The following is an 18,824-nucleotide window of genomic DNA, read 5'->3' on the forward strand; positions in this document are numbered from 1 at the left end:
CTTGTTCCGCCGTTTTTACAAGCGCTTTTGCTTGACCCTTTCCTTTGGTCGCAGATCTGATGGACTTTGTGAATTTTTTGATCCAGCTGCTCAACAGTGTCCAGTACGGGCTGCTGCTGTTCATGCTGGCAGCGGGCCTGACGCTGATCTTCGGCATCATGGGCGTGGTCAACCTGGCCCACGGCAGCTTTTACATGCTGGGCGCTTACCTGGCTTGGTCTTTGGCAGCGCAGCTGGGCAGCTTCACGCTGGCCATCATTGTGGGTACCGCCTTGTCGGTGGCCTTTGGCTTGCTGATTGAGCGTTTGCTGTTTCGGCACTTCTACCACCGCGACCACTTGGACCAAGTGCTGCTCACGTTTGGCCTGATATACGTGTTTGAAGAGCTGCGCTCCATGATTTGGGGTGATGACGTGCACGGTCTGCCCGTGCCCGAGCTGCTGGCCGCGTCCATTCCCCTGACCGAGAACCTGTCTTATCCGGTGTACCGCCTGTTCATGTCGGGCGTGTGCCTGGTGTTGGCGCTGGGCTTGTATTTGCTGATCTCCAAAACCCGACTGGGCATGAAAATCCGCGCCGGGGCCTTCAACCGCGAGATGACCGAATCGCTGGGTGTGAACATCAAGCTCATCCACTCGGTGGTGTTCGCTTTGGGCATTGGCTTGGCCTCGATCGCGGGCATGATCGCCGCGCCTGTGTCGAGCGTCTACCCCAATATGGGCAGCCAAGTTTTGATCATGTGCTTTGTGGTGGTGGTGATTGGCGGCATCGGCTCGGTGCGGGGTGCTTTGATTGCCGCCTTGTTGGTCGGCCTGGTCGACACCTTTGGCAAGGTGCTGCTGCCCCAGGCCTCGGGCATGCTGGTGTATGTGCTGATGGCCTTGGTGCTGCTGTACAAACCCGAAGGCCTGTTCAAGCAATGAAAAAGAGTTCAACATGAGCACGCCCCAAATTCACCTTGAAACCCTGCCGCGCAGCATCCAGCTGGTGATGGTGCTGGGCTTTTTGGCGCTCGCCGCCTTCCCCTTTGTCGGAACCGACTTCTACACGGCCATGGTCGTGCGCATGATGATCCTGGCCATCTTGGCCATGAGCCTCGACTTGCTGCAAGGCGTCACGGGCCTGGTATCGCTGGGCCATGCGGCCTACTTTGGCTTGGCGGGTTATGTGCTGGCTTTTGTCACGCCGCAAAACGAGCCCATCAGCCTGTACACCAGCTTGCCGCTGGCCGTGGGTGGGGCGGCGCTGGCCGCTTTGGTCATTGGCTTTTTGGTGGTGCGCACGCACGGCATCTACTTCATCATGGTGACCATGGCCTTTGCGCAGATGATTTTTTACATCTTCTTTGACAACAAGGCGCTGGGCGGCTCGGACGGTTTGTTCCTGAACTTCCGCCCCGATGCGGGCGTCATCGACCTGGAAAACAAGCGGGTGTTTTATTACTTCACGCTGGGCTGTTTGCTGGCGGTGTATGTGTTTTTGCGCCGCCTGCTCTGGAGCCCCTTTGGCCGGGCGCTGTCGGGCATCCGCGTGAACGAGCACCGCATGCGGGCGCTGGGCTTCAACACCTTCAGCCACAAGCTGGCGGCCTTCACGCTGGCCGGTGCCTTGGCGGGCCTGGCGGGTTATTTGTGGGCCGCACAAACCGGTTTTGTGAACCCCGAGCTCATGGGCTTTCACATGAGTGCACACGCCATCATGATGGTCATTCTGGGCGGCATGGGCAATTTTGCGGGGGCCATTGTGGGCGCCTTCAGCTTTGAGTATTTACTGCATGTGTTCAAAGACTTGCCAGAGGTGGGCAACTTCAAAACCGGCAAACACTGGCAGATGTGGATGGGCCTGTTCATCGTGGCGCTGATCATCTTTGCCCCTAAGGGCATTTTGGGTCTGATCAACCGGGCTTTCGGCAGCAAAACGGCCAAGGAGGCAGGTCATGACTGATCGTCAAGTCTTGTTGTCCGCCCGTGGCTTGACCAAGCGCTTTGGCGGCTTGGCGGCTGTGAATGAGGTTTCGCTGGATTTGTGGCTGGGCCACATCCATGCCGTCATCGGTCCCAACGGCGCGGGCAAGTCCACGCTGACCAACCTGCTCTCGGGCGATTTGCCGCCCACCAGCGGCAGCATCACCTTGGGCGAGCACCCCATCAGCGGCTGGACGCCTGAAAAAATATCGCGCCACGGCTTGGGGCGCAGCTACCAAAAAACCAACATCTTCACCACCTTCACGGTGTGGGACAACGTGCGCCTGGCCGCGCAATCGCGTGTGCAGCCCTCGCCTTTCAACCCATTGGGCTGGTTGAAAACAGCGGCCCGAATGCAGGCTGTGAACCAGCGGGCTGAACGCGCCATCGAATTGGCAGGCTTGCAAGACCGCCGCCACGCCCAAGCCGGGGCCACCAGCCACGGCGAGCAACGCCAGCTCGAAATTGCCATGACCCTGGCCACCGAGCCCCGCGTGCTGCTGCTCGACGAGCCACTGGCCGGCATGGGCCAAGCCGAGGCCGAGCGCATGGTGCAGCTGCTGCTGCGCCTCAAAAAAGACCACGCCATTTTGCTGGTGGAGCACGACATGGACGCCGTGTTCACCCTGGCAGACCACCTCACGGTCATGGTCAACGGGCAAGTGATTGCGAGCGACACGCCTGCTGCTGTGCGTGCCGATGTAGGTGTGCAGGCCGCTTACCTCGGTGAGGAGCACTGACATGAACGATTTGTTGATCCAGGCCCAAGACCTGAACACCTATTACGGCGCGAGCCACATCCTGCGTGGCGTGAACTTTTCTGTCGGCCGGGGCGAAACGATTGGCCTCATGGGCCGCAACGGCATGGGCAAAAGCACCCTGCTCAAAACCCTCATGGGCATCGTGCCGCCGCGCAGCGGCACGGTGGACATCAAGGGCCAGCGCATGAACGGCCGACCCACGTTTGAAGTGGCGCAACTGGGCATCGCCTACGTGCCCGAAGGCCGGGGTATTTTTGGCAACCTGAGCGTGGTGGAAAACCTGCAAATGGCGGCACGGCCTGGCACTCAAGGCCAGCGCGACTGGACCTACGAGCGCGTGCTCGAGACCTTTCCACGCCTGAAGGAACGTCTGGGGCACGGCGGACAGCAACTGTCGGGCGGCGAGCAGCAAATGCTGACCATCGGCCGGGCACTCATGACCAACCCCGACGTGCTGATCTTGGACGAAGCCACCGAAGGGCTGGCCCCGCTGATCGCCCGCGACATCTGGCGCATCTGCAGCCTCATCAAAGAGAGTGGCATCAGCTCGATCATCGTGGACAAGAACTGGAAACACGTCACCCAGATCACCGACCGCAACATCATCTTGGTCAAAGGGCAAGTGGTGTTCGAAGGTTCGTCACAAATCCTGCTGGATGACCCGAGCGTGCTGGAGCAGCATTTGGGGGTTTGAAAGGTTTGAAGGGCTTGGCGGTGGGCGTCCCGCAAGGGTCTTCACCGAGACGCGAGTGGGCTGGGGCGTGCCAAAATTGAACGCTATTTCACTCGCCAGCTGTCAAGCCCGTCATCCATGCCCCCATTCCAACGCGCCGTCATCACTGGAGCCTGCGGGGGCTTGGGTCAGGCCTTGGCACGGCAGCTGCTGGACTCGGGTGCAAAGGTCGCCTTGGTCGGTCTGAACCTCGAAGCCTTGCAGTCACTGGCCAAGCTGGCCCCCGAGCGCTGTCGCATCTACACCCCCGACGTCTCCAATGCAGCGGCCATGCAAGCCATGGCCGCCGACTTTTTGCAGCACTGGGGCGTGCCCGATCTGGTGATCGCCAACGCGGGTGTGGCAGGCGGCTACGAGACCGCCGACCCGGCCGATCTGGCGGTGATGCGCCGAATGCTGGAGATCAACCTGCTGGGCGTCGCCACCACCTTCCAACCTTTTTTGAGCGCCATGCAACACAGCGGCCAAAAGGGCGCGTTGGTCGGCGTGGCCAGTGTGGCGGGCTGGCGCGGCATGCCGGGCAACGGGGCGTATTGTGCGAGCAAAGCCGGACTGATCGCGTATCTGCAAAGCTTGCGGGCCGAGCTGCGCCCCACCCGGCTCACCGTGCACACCATCAGCCCCGGTTATTTGCGCACCGCGCTCACCGCAGGCAACACCTTTGCCATGCCCGGCTTGCTGGGCCCCGACGAGGCGGCCCGCGATTTGCTGCGCGGCGTGGCGCAAGGCCGCGAGCACATTGTTTTGCCACGCCGCATTGGCTGGCTGTCGCAGACTTTGTCCCTGCTGCCTGCACGCTGGCACGACCGCATCTTGCTGGGCCAGCCGCGCAAACCCCGCGCGCACCAAGCAGGCGCCACCCCCATTCCCGGACTCTCGCACCCGCACGACAAGACATGAGCCCAAACAAGCACATCGCCACCCACACCCAAATCGCGCTGATCGGCGCAGGCCCCTCGGGCTTGGCCGGAGCAAGGGCGCTGAGTAAACACGGTATCGCTTTCCAGGGCTTTGAAGCCCACACCGATGTGGGCGGTTTGTGGAACATCGGCAACGAGCGCTCCACCGTGTACGAATCGGCCCACCTGATCTCCAGCAAGCGCACCACCGAATTCAAAGAATTTCCCATGCCAGAGGGCACAGCCGATTACCCCAGTCACCGCGAACTGCTGGACTACTTCAAGGCCTACGCCGAGCACTTTGACCTGAAGCGCCACTACCGCTTTGGCGTGCGTGTGCTCCGTGTGGAGCCGGTGAGCGATGCGCCCGACACGCTGTGGCGGGTGACCATTGATGCAGGTGGAGGCCAACACGAAACTCACGAATACAAAGGCGTGGTGATCGCCAACGGCATCTTGGCCGAACCCAACAAGCCCGAGTGGCCCGGTCAGTTCAGCGGGCAGTTGCTGCACACCTCGGCCTACAAAAAAGCCGAACAGTTCAAGGGCCAGCGCGTGCTGATTGTGGGCGCGGGCAACTCGGGCTGCGACATCGCGGTCGACGCGGTGCACCACGCGCAAAGCGTGGACATCTCGGTGCGCCGGGGCTATTACTTCGTGCCCAAATATGTGTTCGGCCTGCCCGCCGACACGGTGGGCGGCAAAACCAAGCTCCCGCGCTGGCTCAAGCAAAAAGTCGACAGCACCCTGCTCAAGTGGTTCACCGGCGACCCGGTCCGTTTTGGTTTTCCCAAGCCCGACTACAAGATGTACGAGTCGCACCCCATCGTGAACTCGCTCATCCTGCACCACATCGGCCACGGCGACGTGAAGGTGCGCCCCGATGTGGCGCGGCTCGACGGCCACACCGTGCACTTCAGGGACGGGACCCAAGCCGACTACGACCTGGTCATGACCGCCACCGGCTACAAGCTGCACTACCCCTTCATCAACAACGCCTTGCTCAACTGGCAAGGCATGTCGCCCCAGCTGTACCTGAACATCTTTGCGCCGCGCTTTGACCGCCTGGCCGTGCTCGGCATGGTCGAGGCCGCAGGCTTGGGCTGGGAAGGCCGGGCCGAGCAGGCCGAGGTGATGGCGCGGTATTTCAAAGGCCTGGATGCGGGCCAGGCCAAAGCCTTGGCGTTTTCCAAAGCGCGTCAAGGCCCCTCGCCCGATTTGTCGGCCGGCTACCGCTACCTGAAGGTGGAGCGCATGGCCTGTTATGTGAACAAAGACGTTTACCGCGACACCATGCGCCAAACCGCTGCCGAGTTGGCCTGAGCCCCCATTCCCTCACGAAAGCCCCCATGCTGCCAGTTGACGACATCCGCCTGAACTTCAACCCTGCCTCGCTGGCCCTGCTCAACGGCGTGCTGGCATTTTTGATGTTCGGCATCGCGCTGGACACGCGGGCCGAGGACTTTCGCCGCCTCCTGCGCATGCCCATGGCTTTTGCGGTGGGCATTGGGGCGCAGTTCCTGCTCTTGCCCGCCATCACCTTTGTGCTGACTCTGGTGCTGCAGCCCTCGCCCAGCATCGCTTTGGGCATGATCCTGGTGGCCTGCTGCCCGCCGGGCAATGTGAGCAACATCCTCACGCACCGGGCCAAGGGCAATGTGGCGCTGAGCGTCTCGATGACCGCCGTGTCCAATGCCATCGCCGTGGTGGCCATGCCGCTGAACTTCGCGTTTTGGGGTGGCTTGCACCCCACGGGCTCCAAGCTACTGACCAGCATCGCCCTGGACCCGGTGCAAATGTTTGTGCACATCCTGCTCATCATCGGCCTGCCCTTTGTGCTGGGCCTGCTTTGCATCCGCTATTTGCCCGTCTGGACCGAGCGCTTCAAAAAACCGCTGCGCATCATCAGCTTCTTGGCCCTGATCGGTTTCATCGTGGCCGCCATTGCAGGCAACTGGCGCTACTTTCTGGACTATGTGGGCTTGGTGCTGGTGGCCGTCATCTTGCATGACGCGCTGGCTTTTGGCACCGGGTGGTTTTGCGCCAAAGCGGCCCGTTTGTCAGACTACGACAGCCGCGCCTTGTCGATCGAAGTCGGCATCCGCAACGCGGGCCTGGGTTTGGTGCTGATCTTCAGCTTCTTTGACGGGCTGGGCGGCATGGCCGTGGTGGCTGGCGTCTGGGGCTTTTGGGACATCATCGCCGGGCTGGTGCTGGCAGGATGGTGGGCACGCCGACCGCTCAAGGACCCAAGCGCATGAGCGCCCAGTCCCTGCACAACACGCCGCGTGCACGGCGCGTGTTGGTCACGGGCGCAGCAGGCTTTTTGGGTCAGGGCCTGATCGCCCAACTCGCCCGCCAGGGCGACTCCGAGGCCGTGGTCGCAGTGGACGTGCGTGAGGTGCCCGAGGCGCAGCGCCTGAGTGGCATCACCTACCTGACACAAGACGTGCGCGACCCGGCCTTGGCATACACCGTGGCCGCCCACCAGATCGACACCCTGGTGCACCTAGCCGCCATCGTCACGCCCGGCAAAGGCGCCAACCGCGCCTTCGAATACTCGGTCGACGTGGAAGGCACACGCAACGTGTTGCAGGCCTGCGTGGCCCATGGCGTGCAGCACATCGTGGTCTCCTCCAGCGGCGCGGCTTACGGCTACCACGCCGACAACCCCGCGTGGCTGACCGAAGACATGCCCCTGCGTGGCAACGAGAGCTTTGCCTACAGCCACCACAAACGCTTGGTCGAAGAGATGCTGGCGCAGTACCGCCAAAGCCACCCGCAGCTGCAGCAAACCGTGCTGCGCATCGGCACCATCTTGGGCGAGCGGGTCAACAACCAGATCACCGCCCTGTTTGAAAAGCCCCGTCTGCTGGCCGTGCAAGGCAGCGACAGCCCCTTCGTGTTCATTTGGGATGAAGACGTGACCGGGGCCATCGTGCACGCCCTGAGCGGCCAAGCGCCCAGCGGCTGCTTCAATTTGGCGGGCGACGGGGCCTTGACGATTTTTGAGATCGCGCAGCGCCTGAACAAGCGCACCCGCGTGCTGCCCGCCTGGCTCCTAAAAACCGCTTTGTGGCTGGGCAGCCACCTGGGCCTGAGCCGCTACGGCCCAGAACAACTCGACTTTTTGCGCTATCGGCCTGTGCTGCTCAACACCGCACTCAAGCGCCGATTTGGCTACACACCGCAAAAAACCAGTGCCCAGGCACTGGACGCCTTGATCAGCGCACGCAAGGCGCACAACCCCATTCAGGCTCACTCAAAGCACGATGTCATGCGTTAAAGCGGTGGATGTGTTTTGCGCTGCGATGGCCAGGATCTGGCCTTTTAACCATTCAACGCCAGGGTCGTGCACCGACTTTTTGTCCCAGCACAAAAACGACGAATAGGCGGGTAAATCGAACGGCAAACTTCGCGTGACCAGTTGCTTGGCATGGGTCATCGCCACCCGATTCCCCATCACGGCGGCATAGTCGCTGTGCTCGAGTTGATGGATGATCTGGGCAAAACTCGACACCACCATTTGGGCATTTCTTTGCCTGCCAGTGGCAGCCAGAATTTCGTCAATCCGGTCATCCAAAGTCGAGGTGCCATAACCCAAGAATATCTGCGGAATGGCGCAAAAGCTGTCCAGCGACACGGCCTCAGCAGCACGGGGATGGTCTCGCCGCAGCGCATAGACATAGTGGTCTTGGTACAGCGCCAAATGCTCTAAATCATGAGGGGGTTTGATGCGGGCGATCACGGCCAGATCCAGCTCGCCCCGAGACAAACTGTCCTGCAAGTTCAAGCTGCCCACAGGCTCCCAAACGATGCGGATGGCAGATCCGCAAGCGGCCAAAACGCGTCCCAAGGCGGGCAACACCCAGCTGCTGGGGTAATCGGAGCCAGCGACACGGAAAATGCGGCTCGATTGACCAGGCGAAAAGTCCAACTCTTCATCGAACAAGGCTGAAAACTCAAACAAGGTTTTTTCGATTTTCGGCGCCAGGCGCAGGGCTTTGGGTGTTGGGCTCACACCGTGGCCTGTGCGGATGAACAAGGGGTCATTGAATATTTTTCTTAACCGAGCCAATGAAGCACTGACCGCAGGCTGGCTCAGGAACAGCCGCGCCGCGGCCCGCGAGACGCTGCGCTCGCGCATCAGCGCGTCAAAGGTCCGGATCATGCCGATGTCGAGACTGCGAATATCACTTTGGCTCATATCTCATATCCAAATTTTCATATTGTCTGCACGCCAAGCTTGACCGAAGATACAAACACATTTTCACAACCAGAGACAAGCATGCACATCAACCGTCGCCAATTGCTGACTGCTGCCACCGCCATGGTCGGCGCAAGCGCCTGGTCGCAAACTTCTGCATTTCCCAACCGCCCTGTTCGCATCGTTCCCTTTGGTACGGCGGGCGGCCCGATTGATGGTCTGGCCCGCGCCTATGGCGAAAAACTGCAACAAAGATGGGGGCAGTCCATCATCGTTGACGCCAAACCGGGTGCCAGTGGCATCATCGCTGCCGATTTTGTAGCCAAGTCCGCACCCGATGGGCACACGGTGATGATGACACTGCCACTGACCCATGTGAACAACGCCATTTTGCAGGCCAAGCTGCCTTACGACCCGGTCAAGGACTTCACCCCTTTGTCCATGTTGGCCACCGGAGGCCCCATGCTGGTGGCCCGGGCCAATGCACCCTACAACAACCTCAAGGAATTTGTGGAGTTTGCAAAGAAGAAAGGTGCCATGTCCTTTGGCACTTGGGGCAACGGCTCCACCGCCCATCTTTTTGGCGAGTTGCTCAAGCGTCAGGCGGGCCTGAACCTGGTGCATGCGGCCTACAAATCCGAAGCTGCCGCGCACAACGACTTGTTCGGCGATTTGCTCGATTTCGCGTGGGCCAACCCCTCCACCGCCAAGGCCCAAACACAAGGCGGCCGAATGAAAGTCATCGGTATCGCAGGCACTCGCCGCGTCTCGACCATGCCGCAAGTGCCCACCTTCAAGGAGCAAGGATTCCAGGGCTTTGACGTTGACAGCTGGATCGGCATGTACGCCCCGGCGGGTTTGAGCCCCGATGTGCAAAACAGCTGGGTCAACGCCTTGCGTGACATCACCCAAATGCCCGACATCCAAGCCCGCCTGAGCGCCTTTGGCTTCGAGCCCCTGGGCAACACCCCCGCACAGTTCATGGAGGTTTACAAAGCCGACTTTCCTCGGGTCTCCGAACTGATCAAAGCTGCCGGCGTGACCGCCAACTGAAGCCACCCCATGCACAAGATCATTCCCTTGGTACCCGCAGACACCGGCACCGCTTATGGACGCCCCGCCCCCAGCCACCAAAAAAACATGACCGAAGTGGGTCCGGGCACCCCGATGGGCGAGCTGCTTCGCCGCTACTGGCACCCGATTGGCTTGACCCGTGACGCCACAGCCACCCCCAAAAAGGTCCGGGTTTTGGGCGAAGACCTGATCCTTTTTCGCAACCTGTCAGGCCAGCCCGGCCTGCTGTACCCGCATTGCGCGCACCGAGGCACTTCGCTGTTTTACGGCAAAGTCGACGAGACCGGTATTCGCTGCTGTTACCACGGCTGGAAGTTCGATGCCGCAGGCCATTGCCTGGACCAACCGTGTGAGCCCGATGGAGGCCGATTCAAAGACAAAGTTCGCCAGCCTTGGTATCCGCTGCAAGAGCACTACGGCCTGATCTGGGCCTACATGGGACCCCCAGACAAAAAGCCGGTGCTGCCAACCTACGAATGTCTGGACGTGCTCGACGCAGGTGAGTTTCTCGAAACCGATGACAGCAGCATCGGTGGTGGTGGACCCCGCGTCATCCCCTGCAACTGGCTGCAGCATTACGAAAACCTGGTTGACCCTTTTCACGTCGTGATCCTGCATTCATCATTCAGCGGCACCCAGTTTGTGGAAGAAATGGCCGTGATGCCCGAGGTCAACTGGGAGAACACCGAACTGGGGGTCCGAACCATTTCCATGCGCCAATTGCCCGATGGCCGGGCTTTCAAGCGCATCAGTGAAGCGGGTCTGCCCACCCTGCGCGTGATTCCCAGCCCCAAAATCGGCCGCATGGGGCGGGTCGAGTCCATCGGATGGATCTTGCCCATCGATGACCACAGTTTCCGTATTTTTGTGGTGGGCCGCGTGCGAGAAGAAGGCGAGTTGTCACGCATGCGCACCCGCATGAACGGCAAGCTGTGGGAAGAGATGAGCGAAGAGGAACACCAGCTCTTTCCCAACGACGTGGAAGCCATGGTCAGCCAAGGCGTGATCGCTCATCACTCCGAAGAACACCTGGCCACCAGCGACCGAGGCATCGTGATGCTGCGCCGCATGCTGCTCAAGCAACTGGACACCGTGGCTGCCGGAGGAGACCCGGCAGGGGTTCAATTCGATACAGACGCCCCGCCTGTGCACTTCACATCCGGCAACTTCATGTTGGACTGATTCAAAGCAAAGGCCGCAACTCCCGAGCGGCTTCCAGCAGCAAGGGCAGCCATTGGCGCTGCACTGCGGCATCGCTCAAGTGCTCGGCCGTGCCCACCACGTTCAGTGCGGCCAAGGTCTGCCCCTGCATGTTGCGCAACGGTACCGCCAAGGCATGGATGCCCAGCTCGTGCCCGTCGCGGGCCAAACAGTGGTCTGCCTGCCGCACTTGCGCGATCAAGGCCTTGAACCGGGTGGCGTTCACTTCGGTTTGCGGCGTGATGCGGGCCAATTCCCGGCCCTTGAGCCAGGCGGCAAATTCGGTCTTGGGCAAGCTGGCCAGCAGCACCCGCCCGGTAGATGTGGCGTGCGCGGGCAAGCGTGCCCCCAGGTGCAAGCCATAGGCCAAGTGCCGCACCGGCTCGCCCACACCAGCGCTGCGGGCCACGATGACGCACTCATCGCCATCACGCACCACCGCGCTGAAGGCCGCCTGCGTTTGCGCGGCCAAACGGTTGAGTGTGGGCTGCAGCATGCGCGGCAAGCGCGAAGTGGCCATGTAGCTGCCCGCCAGGCGCAACACCCTTGCCGACAACCAGTAATGCGATCCATCGGTGTCCAGATAACCCAGCTCGGCAAGCGTGAGCAAATGCCGCCGCGCCGCCGCCCGCGTGATGCCCGTGCGCTGTGCGGCCAGTGTGGCATTCAAGCGCTGGCGCTCGGTATCAAAGGCTTCGAGTACAGCCAGTCCTTTGGCCAAGCCTTCGATGTAGTCGGCTTTCGCGATGGTCATGGAGAAATCTCAAAAATGCATCTCTGACCTGAAGATGCGACCTGCCAAATGCGATTGATTGGAGTCATATTGCGCGATGATCGCACAAACAATCCAATCACCGCACAAACTTCATCACCACCTCAGGGTCAAAACAAGCCCATCTCTTAAGCTTACAGAAATTGCAAAAACCGATTTCAGGAGACCCCCATGACCAAAGCCACACGCACCCAAGTTGCCATCATCGGCGCTGGCCCATCGGGCTTGCTGCTGGGCCAATTGCTTCACAAAGCCGGCATCGATGCCATCATTGTTGAGCGTCAATCGGGGGATTACGTGCTCAGCCGCATCCGCGCCGGCGTGCTGGAGCAAGTGACCATGGACCTGCTCGACGAAGCGGGCGTGGGCCAGCGCATGCACAAAGAAGGTTTGGTGCACTCGGGCTTTGACCTGTTGTTCAAAGGTGCACGCCACCGCATCGACATGGATCGCCTCACGGGCGGCAAAAAAGTCATCGTGTACGGCCAGACCGAAGTCACCCGCGACCTCATGGACGCCCGACAAGCGCAAGGCCTGCCCACGGTGTACGAGGCCGACAACGTGCAGGTGCATGACTTCGACAGCCAAAAACCCCGCGTCACTTACGAAAAAAACGGCCAGCTGCACACCATCGAGTGCGACTTCATTGCAGGCTGCGACGGCTTTCATGGCGTGTGCCGCGCCAGTGCGCCCAAAAACGCCATCAAGGAATACGAGAAGGTTTACCCCTTTGGCTGGCTGGGTGTGTTGTCTGACACACCGCCCGTGCACCACGAGTTGATTTACGCCAACAGCACCCGCGGCTTTGCCCTGTGCTCACAGCGCAGCGCCACGCGCAGCCGCTACTACCTGCAAGTGCCCACCACCGACAAGGTCGAGCAATGGTCGGACGACGCTTTCTGGGCCGAGCTGCGTCATCGCCTGGACCCCGAAGCCCGCGAACACTTGGTGACTGGCCCGAGCATCGAAAAAAGCATCGCCCCGCTGCGCAGCTTTGTGACCGAACCGATGCGATTTGGCCGCATGTTTTTGGCGGGCGACGCGGCGCACATTGTGCCGCCCACCGGGGCCAAGGGCCTGAACCTGGCCGCCACCGACGTGAAGTACCTGTCCACCGCGATCATCGAGTTTTATGCCGACAAAACCGATGCGGGCATCGACGCGTATTCAGAGCGCTGCTTGCGCCGCGTTTGGCGTGCAGAGCGCTTTTCCTGGTGGTTCACCAGCTTGATGCACCACTTTCCGGAAAACGGTGACATCGGCCAAAAATTCCAGGACGCGGAGCTGGACTACCTGATCCACAGCGAAGCGGGCTCGCGCACCATGGCCGAAAACTATGTGGGCTTGCCGCTGAATTTTGGAGAGTGATCCCCCAGGCCTCAGGCCGCTTGGCGGGCCTTCCACGCCCCCAACATGGCGATCAGGCCCGGCACAATGATCAAGGCCCAGATGATCTTGGACAGGTGCTGCTGCACGATGGGCAGGTTGCCAAACAGGTAACCTGCCAGTGTCAAACCCACCACCCAAATGAAACCACCCACCACGTTGTACAAGGTGAATTTGCTGCGTGTCATCTCGGCCACCCCCGCCACAAAAGGCACAAAGGTGCGAATGAACGGCATGAACCGCGCCAGGATGATGGTGATGCCGCCATATTTCTCGTAAAACGCGTGGGCTTGGTCAAAGCCCTTGCGGCTGAAAAACCGGGAATCTTCCCATTGGAAGACACGGGGTCCAAAGTAGCGCCCGATGGTGTAGTTGGTCTGGTCGCCCAAAATGGCCGCCACCAGCAACAAACCCATGACCAAGGGCAGGTTCATCAAGCCCGCGCCGCACATGGCGCCCACAATGAAGAGCAGCGAGTCGCCCGGCAAAAACGGCATGACCACCACGCCTGTTTCCACAAAGATGATGAGAAACAGCAAGGCATACACCCAAGCCCCGTATTGAGCGACAAAGGCCTCCAAATAACGGTCCACGTGGAGGATGAAATCGACGAGTTGCAAAAGAATGTCCATGCACGGATTATCCCTGCCCAAGCCCTAAAATCAGGCAGTGACCTTTGAACAAACCCCGGCTTCCGCGCGCCGCCCCATCCGCGAACTCCCCGATGAACTGATCAGCCAAATCGCCGCAGGCGAGGTGGTCGAGCGCCCCGCCTCGGTGGTGCGCGAGCTGGTGGACAACGCCATGGACGCGGGCGCACGCAGCATCACGCTGCGCCTGATGGGCGGCGGCACGCGGCTGATTTCGGTGGAAGATGACGGCGGCGGCATCGCCCCCGACGAGCTGGCCACGGCCTTGAAGCGCCACGCCACCAGCAAGATTGGCAACTTGGACGAGCTTGAATCGGTCATGACCATGGGTTTCCGGGGTGAAGCGCTGGCCGCCATCAACTCGGTGTCCGAACTCACCCTGCTCTCGCGCATGGACGGCCAGCCCACGGCCTTTGCGCTGGACGGCCGCACAGGCGAGATCCGCCCCGCCGCCCGCGCTGTGGGCACCACGGTGGAGGTCAAAGAGCTGTTTTTCTCGACCCCCGCCCGCCGCAAGTTCTTGAAAAGCGACAGCACCGAGTTGGCACATTGCATCGAGGCCGTGCGACGCCACGCCCTGGCCCGCCCCGACGTAGGCTTTGCCATCTGGCACGAGGGCAAATTGGTCGAACAGTGGCGCGTGCACCCTGGCGCTGCGGGTCTGGAGCAACGCCTGGCCGATGTGCTGGGCGAGGAGTTTGTGGCCCAGTCCATTGCGGTGGACTACCACGCCGGGCCGCTCAAGGTGATGGGCCGCGCAGGGCTCCCCGACGCTGCACGCTCGCGCCCGGACCACCAATTTGCCTATGTGAATGGCCGTTTTGTGCGGGACAAAGTGGTCATGCACGGCGCGCGCAGCGCTTACGAAGACGTGCTGCACGGCCACAAGCAGCCGGCCTATGCGCTGTTCATGGAGATCGACCCGACCTTGGTCGATGTGAACGTGCACCCCACCAAGATCGAAGTGCGATTCAGGGACAGCCGCGCCGTGCACCAGGCGGTGCGGCACGCACTCGAAAACGCGCTGGCCGCCCCGCGTGCACACCAGCTGTCTGACGAAGCCCCGAACACAGGCCGTGCCTTTGAACTCCAAAACGGCCCTGCCCCCCAACCCTTGCCCGAATCAGCGACTTGGCAACAAAGCGGCATGGCATTTGAACGCCCTGGCCCTGCCAGCTTCAATGCCCCGGCCTACAAGCCAGCTGACTTTGTTCGTCCAAGGGTCGACGGCGATCGCGCCATGGCCGACCTGAAGGCGCTTTGGAAGCCGCCAGAGCCCAGCGATGACCTGGGCGCACACGAGCGCTCGTCGCCCGCTTGGCTTCAGGGTGCTCACGCCCTCAAGCCCAGCGTGCAAGCCAGCCCCACTGCCCCTGCGTCGGAATCAACACCTTTGCCCGAAGGCGACTGGCCTTTGGGCCGCGCCGTTGCGCAGCTGCACGGCGTCTACATCTTGGCTGAAAACAAGCAAGGCCTGGTGGTGGTCGACATGCACGCGGCACACGAACGCATCGTGTACGAACGCCTGAAAAACCAGCTCCATACCCCAGGCAGCGAAGCCCCTCGCATTGCCAGTCAACCCCTGTTGATTCCGGCCACCTTTGCGGCACACCCCACCGAGGTGGCCACTGCAGAGGCCTGCGCAGAAGCGCTGGAACAACTCGGCCTGGAAATCTCGCCCCTGTCGGCCAAAACCCTGGCTGTGCGGGCCGTGCCCACCAGCCTCGCACAAGGCGACGCGGTGGAACTGGCCCGCAGCGTACTGGCCGAGCTGGCCCAGCACGACGCGAGCACGGTGGTGCAACGCGCCCAAAACGAGATCCTGGCCACCATGGCCTGTCACGGTGCCGTTCGCGCCAACCGCCGCCTGACGCTGGATGAAATGAACGCGCTGCTGCGCCAGATGGAAGAGACCGAACGCTCTGACCAGTGCAACCACGGCCGCCCCACTTGGCGTCAAATGACGATGCGGGATCTGGATGCGCTGTTTTTGCGGGGGCGGTGATGAACCCCCAACTCGTTGTCTTGCTCATGGCCCTGCTGCTCGGCCTGCAACCCGTCACCACCGACCTGTACCTGCCCGCCTTGCCCGCCATCACCGAAGGCTTTGGCGCGGGCATGGGTCAGGCTCAACTCACCCTGACCGCCTTGCTGCTGGCTTTTGGCCTGTCGCAGCTGGTCTGGGGGCCCTTGTCGGACCGATTTGGCAGACGTCCGATTTTGTTGTGGGGCATGGCGGCCTACACCCTGGCCTCGGTGGCCTGTGCTTGGGCACCGAACATGGCTTGGCTGATCGCAGGCCGCACCTTGCAAGGCATGGCCATGGGCGCGGGTGTGATGGGGGCACGCGCCGTGGTGCGCGATTTGTTTGCGCCAGTGCAAGGCGCTCACGTCATGTCACAAGCCCTGACAGGACTGGGCATCATCGCTTGTGCCTGCGCCCCCTTGGGCGGTTTGTTAACCGATGCCATGGGTTGGCGCACGGCCCTGCTTTCTTTGGCTGTGTATGGTGCCGTCACCTTCGCCTTGCTGGCTTGGCGTTTTGAAGAAACACTGGCACAACCTGATCCACGAGCACTTCAGTTCCGCCCTTTGTTGCGAGCCAATCTGGACATCTTGCGCCACCCCACTTTTTTAACTTGGTGTGCCTTGTCCTCGGCCTCGTACCTGGGTTTGTTCACATTTTTGGCCAGCTCCTCCTTTGTTTTTATCCAAAGCATGGGCTACAGCAAAACCGCCTACGGTCTGCTCATGCTGAGCATGTCCTTGTCTTACATCGCGGGCACGTTTGTCTGCCGATGGATGCTGCGCCGCAACAGTGTGCACCGCACCGTGGGCATGGCGGCGATTTTGACACTCATCGGCGGGGTGAGCATGGTGGCACTGGCCTATGCGGGCCAAGGACAGGACTGGTTTGGCGCTTGGGCCGTCATGGTGCCCATGTACATCTTCATGATTGGCCATGGGGTGCACCAGCCTTGCGGTCAAAGTGGCGCGGTTGCACCCTTCCCCCACCGTGCGGGCACGGCCTCGGCGCTCAATGGTTTTTTGATGATGCTGGGGGCATTTTTCATGGGCGCTTGGTTGAGTCGCCACCTTGATGAACCGGTGTTTGCCCTCGCCCATGGCCTGCTGCTGTGGGCACTGATCATCACGGGGCTGGCCTGGACACGCGTTCAACGCCTGGGCCGCCCAGTCCTTTTGAAGCCTGCCACATGAACGATCAACACCTTGAAACCTCCGCCAAAGCAGACGCCATCGCCTTGGTTGGCCCCACTGCCAGCGGCAAAACAGCCGTTGCTTTGGCCTTGGCCGAAGCCATGCAATCGCAAGGCGGCGTCGAGATCATCAGCCTGGATTCAGCACTCGTTTACAAAGGCATGGACATTGGCACAGCCAAACCCACCGTTCAAGAACAAGCCCAAGTCACCCACCATCTGATCGACATCATCGAGCCGACACAAAGCTTCAGTGCGGCCGAATTCGCACGAGAAGCAGCTCGTCTCATGGCCGACATTCGGGCGCGAGGCAAAACACCCTTGATTGTGGGTGGCACCATGCTGTACCTCAAGGCCCTGGTGGAGGGCCTTGATGACATTCCCGCTGCCAACGCAGAGATTCGCGCCGACATTCACCAACAAGCCCAAAAACTCGGTTGGCCTGCCATGCATGGTTTGTTGGCCCAAATCGACCCGGCCTCGGCAGCACGGTTGGCACCGGGCGACAGCCAACGCATTGGCCGCGCCTTGGAGGTGTGGACCGCCACAGGCCAAACGCTTTCGTCTTTTCACCAAAGCGCCAAGACACCTACCCCCGATTGGCACATTCCGATCATCAGCCTGGAGCCCAACGACCGGACATGGCTGCACCAACGCATTGCGCAAAGGTTTGACCACATGATGGCCAACGGCTTCATGGACGAGGTGCAGCAGTTGCGTGCCCGGGGTGATCTGCACCCAGACCTGCCGGCCATGCGTTGTGTGGGTTACCGTCAGGCTTGGGAAGGACTGGACGCCAACTGGAGCCAAGCCGAGATCCGCGAACGGGGCATTTTTGCCACCCGCCAACTGGCCAAACGTCAAATCACTTGGCTGCGCAGCATGCCCCATCGGGTGGTGGTGGACGCTGAGGAGTCCCAAGCCAGTGCAAGGGTGATTGATTTGGCCCTGCCAATGTGCCCTTAATCGGGCAAATTCTTGCTGCGCCCACTTTTGATTTGCGACTGCATCGCTTTGCCTTCCAGGCGTCTTTGAACCGAGCCATAGCTGGGTTTTGTGGCTTTACGGGGTTTGGGAGGCTTGGCGTACAGATCCAGCGTTTCATACAAGCGTGCCCAAGCGTCCACACGATTGGCTTCTTGGGTGCGATGGCGCTGGGCTTTGAGAATGAACACGCCTTCTTGAGTCAGGCGGCTGTCGCCCGACGCCAGCCAACGCTGCTTGACGTCCTCGGGCAAAGAAGCATTGGCCAGATCAAAGCGCAATTGAACGGCACTGGAAACCTTGTTGACGTTTTGCCCCCCGGGGCCTTGAGCCCTGATGGCGATCAACTCGACCTGGCTGTCGTCAATGTGCAAAGCGTGTTTCATGTGGACTCAAAGGAGGAACGGTGGACGCGCCATCGCAAAGATTGAAACAAGCAAGCCCTCGGGCCTATTGCAATGGCCCTTTGAGGCTTTCGGGCACCGGCAAGGGCAAGACATCAATGCCTTCGTCGAGCAAAGCCTCTGTTTCTTCTCGGGTGGCTTGCCCCCGGATGTTGCGCTCCTCGCGCTCTCCGTAATGGATTTTTCGCGCCTCTTCGGCAAAACGCCCCCCCACATCTTCGGTGTTGGCCATCACATGGCGCACCATCTTCATCATGGCCGCTTGCATCTGTTGCAAAGCTTCAGAGGGCACAGCAGGCGAATGGGTGCTTGTGGTCGCGTCTACTGAGACCTCATCACGGGTGGGTGCCGGGCTGGCAGAACTTGAAGGTGAGTCGCCTTGACTTGAAACAGGGCCTGTGCCGTGACCCAGATTCAAGCGGGGGGCCGACAACATCTTGGTGATTTCGCTGTCGTTGCACACCGGACATGTGACCAAGCCGCGTCCGCGCTGCGCGTCATAGTCGTCTTGTGAAGCAAACCAGCCTTCAAAACTGTGGCCTTGGCGGCATTGAAGATCAAGCACTTTCATC

19 protein-coding genes are annotated in these 18,824 nt (G+C 61.0%); 14 read left to right on the forward strand and 5 right to left on the reverse strand.

Features of this window, described 5'->3' with window-relative positions; all coding sequences use genetic code 11:
* The first annotated feature begins 59 nt into the window (after positions 1–59).
* From AMM41_RS14750 to AMM41_RS14785, 8 genes are all read left to right on the forward strand, one after another.
* Positions 60–923: a branched-chain amino acid ABC transporter permease gene (locus AMM41_RS14750; RefSeq protein WP_062405417.1), complete on the forward strand. Its 864-nt coding sequence runs from the start codon at positions 60–62 to the stop codon at positions 921–923.
* Positions 924–936: 13 nt separating this feature from the next.
* On the forward strand, positions 937–1,944 hold the full coding sequence (locus AMM41_RS14755; RefSeq protein WP_089960397.1) for a branched-chain amino acid ABC transporter permease: 1,008 nt from the start codon (positions 937–939) through the stop codon (positions 1,942–1,944).
* Positions 1,937–2,704 carry an ABC transporter ATP-binding protein gene (locus tag AMM41_RS14760; RefSeq protein ID WP_089960401.1) on the forward strand — a complete coding sequence of 256 codons (768 nt, stop codon included), beginning with the start codon at positions 1,937–1,939 and terminating at the stop codon, positions 2,702–2,704. The genes AMM41_RS14755 and AMM41_RS14760 overlap by 8 nt, the downstream gene beginning before the upstream one ends.
* A 1-nt stretch (position 2,705) precedes the next feature.
* Positions 2,706–3,419, forward strand: coding sequence for an ABC transporter ATP-binding protein (locus tag AMM41_RS14765; protein WP_089960403.1), 714 nt, complete (start codon positions 2,706–2,708; stop codon positions 3,417–3,419).
* Between the two features lie 117 nt (positions 3,420–3,536).
* On the forward strand, positions 3,537–4,358 hold the full coding sequence (locus tag AMM41_RS14770) for an SDR family oxidoreductase (RefSeq protein ID WP_089960406.1): 822 nt from the start codon (positions 3,537–3,539) through the stop codon (positions 4,356–4,358).
* Positions 4,355–5,680, forward strand: coding sequence for a flavin-containing monooxygenase (locus AMM41_RS14775; protein WP_194944809.1), 1,326 nt, complete (start codon positions 4,355–4,357; stop codon positions 5,678–5,680). Before AMM41_RS14770 ends, AMM41_RS14775 begins: the two co-directional genes overlap by 4 nt.
* Before the next feature lie 26 nt (positions 5,681–5,706).
* Positions 5,707–6,618, forward strand: a complete 912-nt coding sequence (locus tag AMM41_RS14780; RefSeq protein ID WP_089960408.1) for a bile acid:sodium symporter family protein — start codon at positions 5,707–5,709, stop codon at positions 6,616–6,618.
* Positions 6,615–7,643, forward strand: a complete 1,029-nt coding sequence (locus tag AMM41_RS14785) for an SDR family oxidoreductase (RefSeq protein ID WP_089960558.1) — start codon at positions 6,615–6,617, stop codon at positions 7,641–7,643. Before AMM41_RS14780 ends, AMM41_RS14785 begins: the two co-directional genes overlap by 4 nt.
* On the opposite strand, the gene AMM41_RS14790 is transcribed toward AMM41_RS14785, so the two are convergent.
* Positions 7,620–8,564: a LysR family transcriptional regulator gene (locus AMM41_RS14790; protein ID WP_089960411.1), complete on the reverse strand. Its 945-nt coding sequence runs from the start codon at positions 8,562–8,564 to the stop codon at positions 7,620–7,622. The genes AMM41_RS14785 and AMM41_RS14790 overlap by 24 nt on opposite strands.
* A gap of 81 nt (positions 8,565–8,645) precedes the next feature.
* On the opposite strand from AMM41_RS14790, the gene AMM41_RS14795 reads away from it, so the two are divergent.
* Together AMM41_RS14795 and AMM41_RS14800 are read left to right on the forward strand one after the other, a co-directional pair.
* Positions 8,646–9,617 carry a Bug family tripartite tricarboxylate transporter substrate binding protein gene (locus AMM41_RS14795; protein WP_089960414.1) on the forward strand — a complete coding sequence of 324 codons (972 nt, stop codon included), beginning with the start codon at positions 8,646–8,648 and terminating at the stop codon, positions 9,615–9,617.
* Positions 9,618–9,626: 9 nt separating this feature from the next.
* Positions 9,627–10,820, forward strand: a complete 1,194-nt coding sequence (locus AMM41_RS14800) for an aromatic ring-hydroxylating dioxygenase subunit alpha (RefSeq protein ID WP_089960417.1) — start codon at positions 9,627–9,629, stop codon at positions 10,818–10,820.
* 1 nt (position 10,821) lies between these two features.
* On the opposite strand, the gene AMM41_RS14805 is transcribed toward AMM41_RS14800, so the two are convergent.
* Positions 10,822–11,592 carry an IclR family transcriptional regulator domain-containing protein gene (locus AMM41_RS14805; RefSeq protein WP_089960420.1) on the reverse strand — a complete coding sequence of 257 codons (771 nt, stop codon included), beginning with the start codon at positions 11,590–11,592 and terminating at the stop codon, positions 10,822–10,824.
* Between the two features lie 189 nt (positions 11,593–11,781).
* Here AMM41_RS14805 and pobA point away from each other — a divergent pair, with 189 nt between their 5' ends.
* Positions 11,782–12,978, forward strand: coding sequence for a 4-hydroxybenzoate 3-monooxygenase (pobA, locus tag AMM41_RS14810; RefSeq protein ID WP_089960423.1), 1,197 nt, complete (start codon positions 11,782–11,784; stop codon positions 12,976–12,978).
* 11 nt (positions 12,979–12,989) lie between these two features.
* Here the strand turns inward: pobA and AMM41_RS14815 are convergent, their stop codons facing one another.
* On the reverse strand, positions 12,990–13,628 hold the full coding sequence (locus AMM41_RS14815; RefSeq protein WP_089960438.1) for a DedA family protein: 639 nt from the start codon (positions 13,626–13,628) through the stop codon (positions 12,990–12,992).
* Positions 13,629–13,665: 37 nt separating this feature from the next.
* On the opposite strand from AMM41_RS14815, the gene mutL reads away from it, so the two are divergent.
* Genes mutL through miaA form a run of 3 tightly spaced genes read left to right on the forward strand, consistent with a single transcriptional unit; the run spans position 13,666 to position 17,830 of the window.
* Positions 13,666–15,651 carry a DNA mismatch repair endonuclease MutL gene (gene mutL / locus AMM41_RS14820; protein ID WP_089960442.1) on the forward strand — a complete coding sequence of 662 codons (1,986 nt, stop codon included), beginning with the start codon at positions 13,666–13,668 and terminating at the stop codon, positions 15,649–15,651.
* Positions 15,651–16,865 (forward strand): multidrug effflux MFS transporter, encoded by a 1,215-nt coding sequence (locus AMM41_RS14825; RefSeq protein ID WP_089960446.1) that lies wholly within the window; start codon positions 15,651–15,653, stop codon positions 16,863–16,865. Before mutL ends, AMM41_RS14825 begins: the two co-directional genes overlap by 1 nt.
* A complete protein-coding gene (gene miaA / locus AMM41_RS14830; protein WP_089960449.1) occupies positions 16,862–17,830 on the forward strand; it encodes a tRNA (adenosine(37)-N6)-dimethylallyltransferase MiaA in 969 nt (322 codons plus the stop codon). Before AMM41_RS14825 ends, miaA begins: the two co-directional genes overlap by 4 nt.
* On the opposite strand, the gene arfB is transcribed toward miaA, so the two are convergent.
* A complete protein-coding gene (gene arfB, locus AMM41_RS14835; protein ID WP_089960453.1) occupies positions 17,827–18,234 on the reverse strand; it encodes an alternative ribosome rescue aminoacyl-tRNA hydrolase ArfB in 408 nt (135 codons plus the stop codon). The two genes, miaA and arfB, sit on opposite strands and share 4 nt — an antisense overlap.
* Before the next feature lie 64 nt (positions 18,235–18,298).
* The gene (locus AMM41_RS14840; protein WP_089960457.1) at positions 18,299–18,823 is read right to left on the reverse strand and encodes a DUF1178 family protein; all 525 of its coding nucleotides are present in this window, start codon (positions 18,821–18,823) and stop codon (positions 18,299–18,301) included.
* Position 18,824: the final 1 nt, after the last annotated feature.

It is taken from the genome of Limnohabitans sp. 2KL-3, from assembly GCF_001269405.1.
GTDB lineage: Bacteria > Pseudomonadota > Gammaproteobacteria > Burkholderiales > Burkholderiaceae_C > Limnohabitans_A.

Excerpts from the sequence above, each read along its gene's own strand:
- AMM41_RS14815 (WP_089960438.1), bottom strand. The coding sequence starts at position 13,628 with ATGGACATTCTTTTGCAACTCGTCGATTTCATCCTCCACGTGGACCGT.
- arfB (WP_089960453.1), bottom strand. The coding sequence starts at position 18,234 with ATGAAACACGCTTTGCACATTGACGACAGCCAGGTCGAGTTGATCGCC.
- AMM41_RS14840 (WP_089960457.1), bottom strand. The coding sequence starts at position 18,823 with ATGAAAGTGCTTGATCTTCAATGCCGCCAAGGCCACAGTTTTGAAGGC.
- miaA (WP_089960449.1), top strand. The coding sequence starts at position 16,862 with ATGAACGATCAACACCTTGAAACCTCCGCCAAAGCAGACGCCATCGCC.
- AMM41_RS14770 (WP_089960406.1), top strand. The coding sequence starts at position 3,537 with ATGCCCCCATTCCAACGCGCCGTCATCACTGGAGCCTGCGGGGGCTTG.
- pobA (WP_089960423.1), top strand. The coding sequence starts at position 11,782 with ATGACCAAAGCCACACGCACCCAAGTTGCCATCATCGGCGCTGGCCCA.
- AMM41_RS14755 (WP_089960397.1), top strand. The coding sequence starts at position 937 with ATGAGCACGCCCCAAATTCACCTTGAAACCCTGCCGCGCAGCATCCAG.
- AMM41_RS14750 (WP_062405417.1), top strand. The coding sequence starts at position 60 with ATGGACTTTGTGAATTTTTTGATCCAGCTGCTCAACAGTGTCCAGTAC.
- AMM41_RS14790 (WP_089960411.1), bottom strand. The coding sequence starts at position 8,564 with ATGAGCCAAAGTGATATTCGCAGTCTCGACATCGGCATGATCCGGACC.
- AMM41_RS14775 (WP_194944809.1), top strand. The coding sequence starts at position 4,355 with ATGAGCCCAAACAAGCACATCGCCACCCACACCCAAATCGCGCTGATC.
- AMM41_RS14800 (WP_089960417.1), top strand. The coding sequence starts at position 9,627 with ATGCACAAGATCATTCCCTTGGTACCCGCAGACACCGGCACCGCTTAT.
- AMM41_RS14805 (WP_089960420.1), bottom strand. The coding sequence starts at position 11,592 with ATGACCATCGCGAAAGCCGACTACATCGAAGGCTTGGCCAAAGGACTG.
- AMM41_RS14825 (WP_089960446.1), top strand. The coding sequence starts at position 15,651 with ATGAACCCCCAACTCGTTGTCTTGCTCATGGCCCTGCTGCTCGGCCTG.
- AMM41_RS14785 (WP_089960558.1), top strand. The coding sequence starts at position 6,615 with ATGAGCGCCCAGTCCCTGCACAACACGCCGCGTGCACGGCGCGTGTTG.
- AMM41_RS14795 (WP_089960414.1), top strand. The coding sequence starts at position 8,646 with ATGCACATCAACCGTCGCCAATTGCTGACTGCTGCCACCGCCATGGTC.
- AMM41_RS14760 (WP_089960401.1), top strand. The coding sequence starts at position 1,937 with ATGACTGATCGTCAAGTCTTGTTGTCCGCCCGTGGCTTGACCAAGCGC.
- AMM41_RS14765 (WP_089960403.1), top strand. The coding sequence starts at position 2,706 with ATGAACGATTTGTTGATCCAGGCCCAAGACCTGAACACCTATTACGGC.
- AMM41_RS14780 (WP_089960408.1), top strand. The coding sequence starts at position 5,707 with ATGCTGCCAGTTGACGACATCCGCCTGAACTTCAACCCTGCCTCGCTG.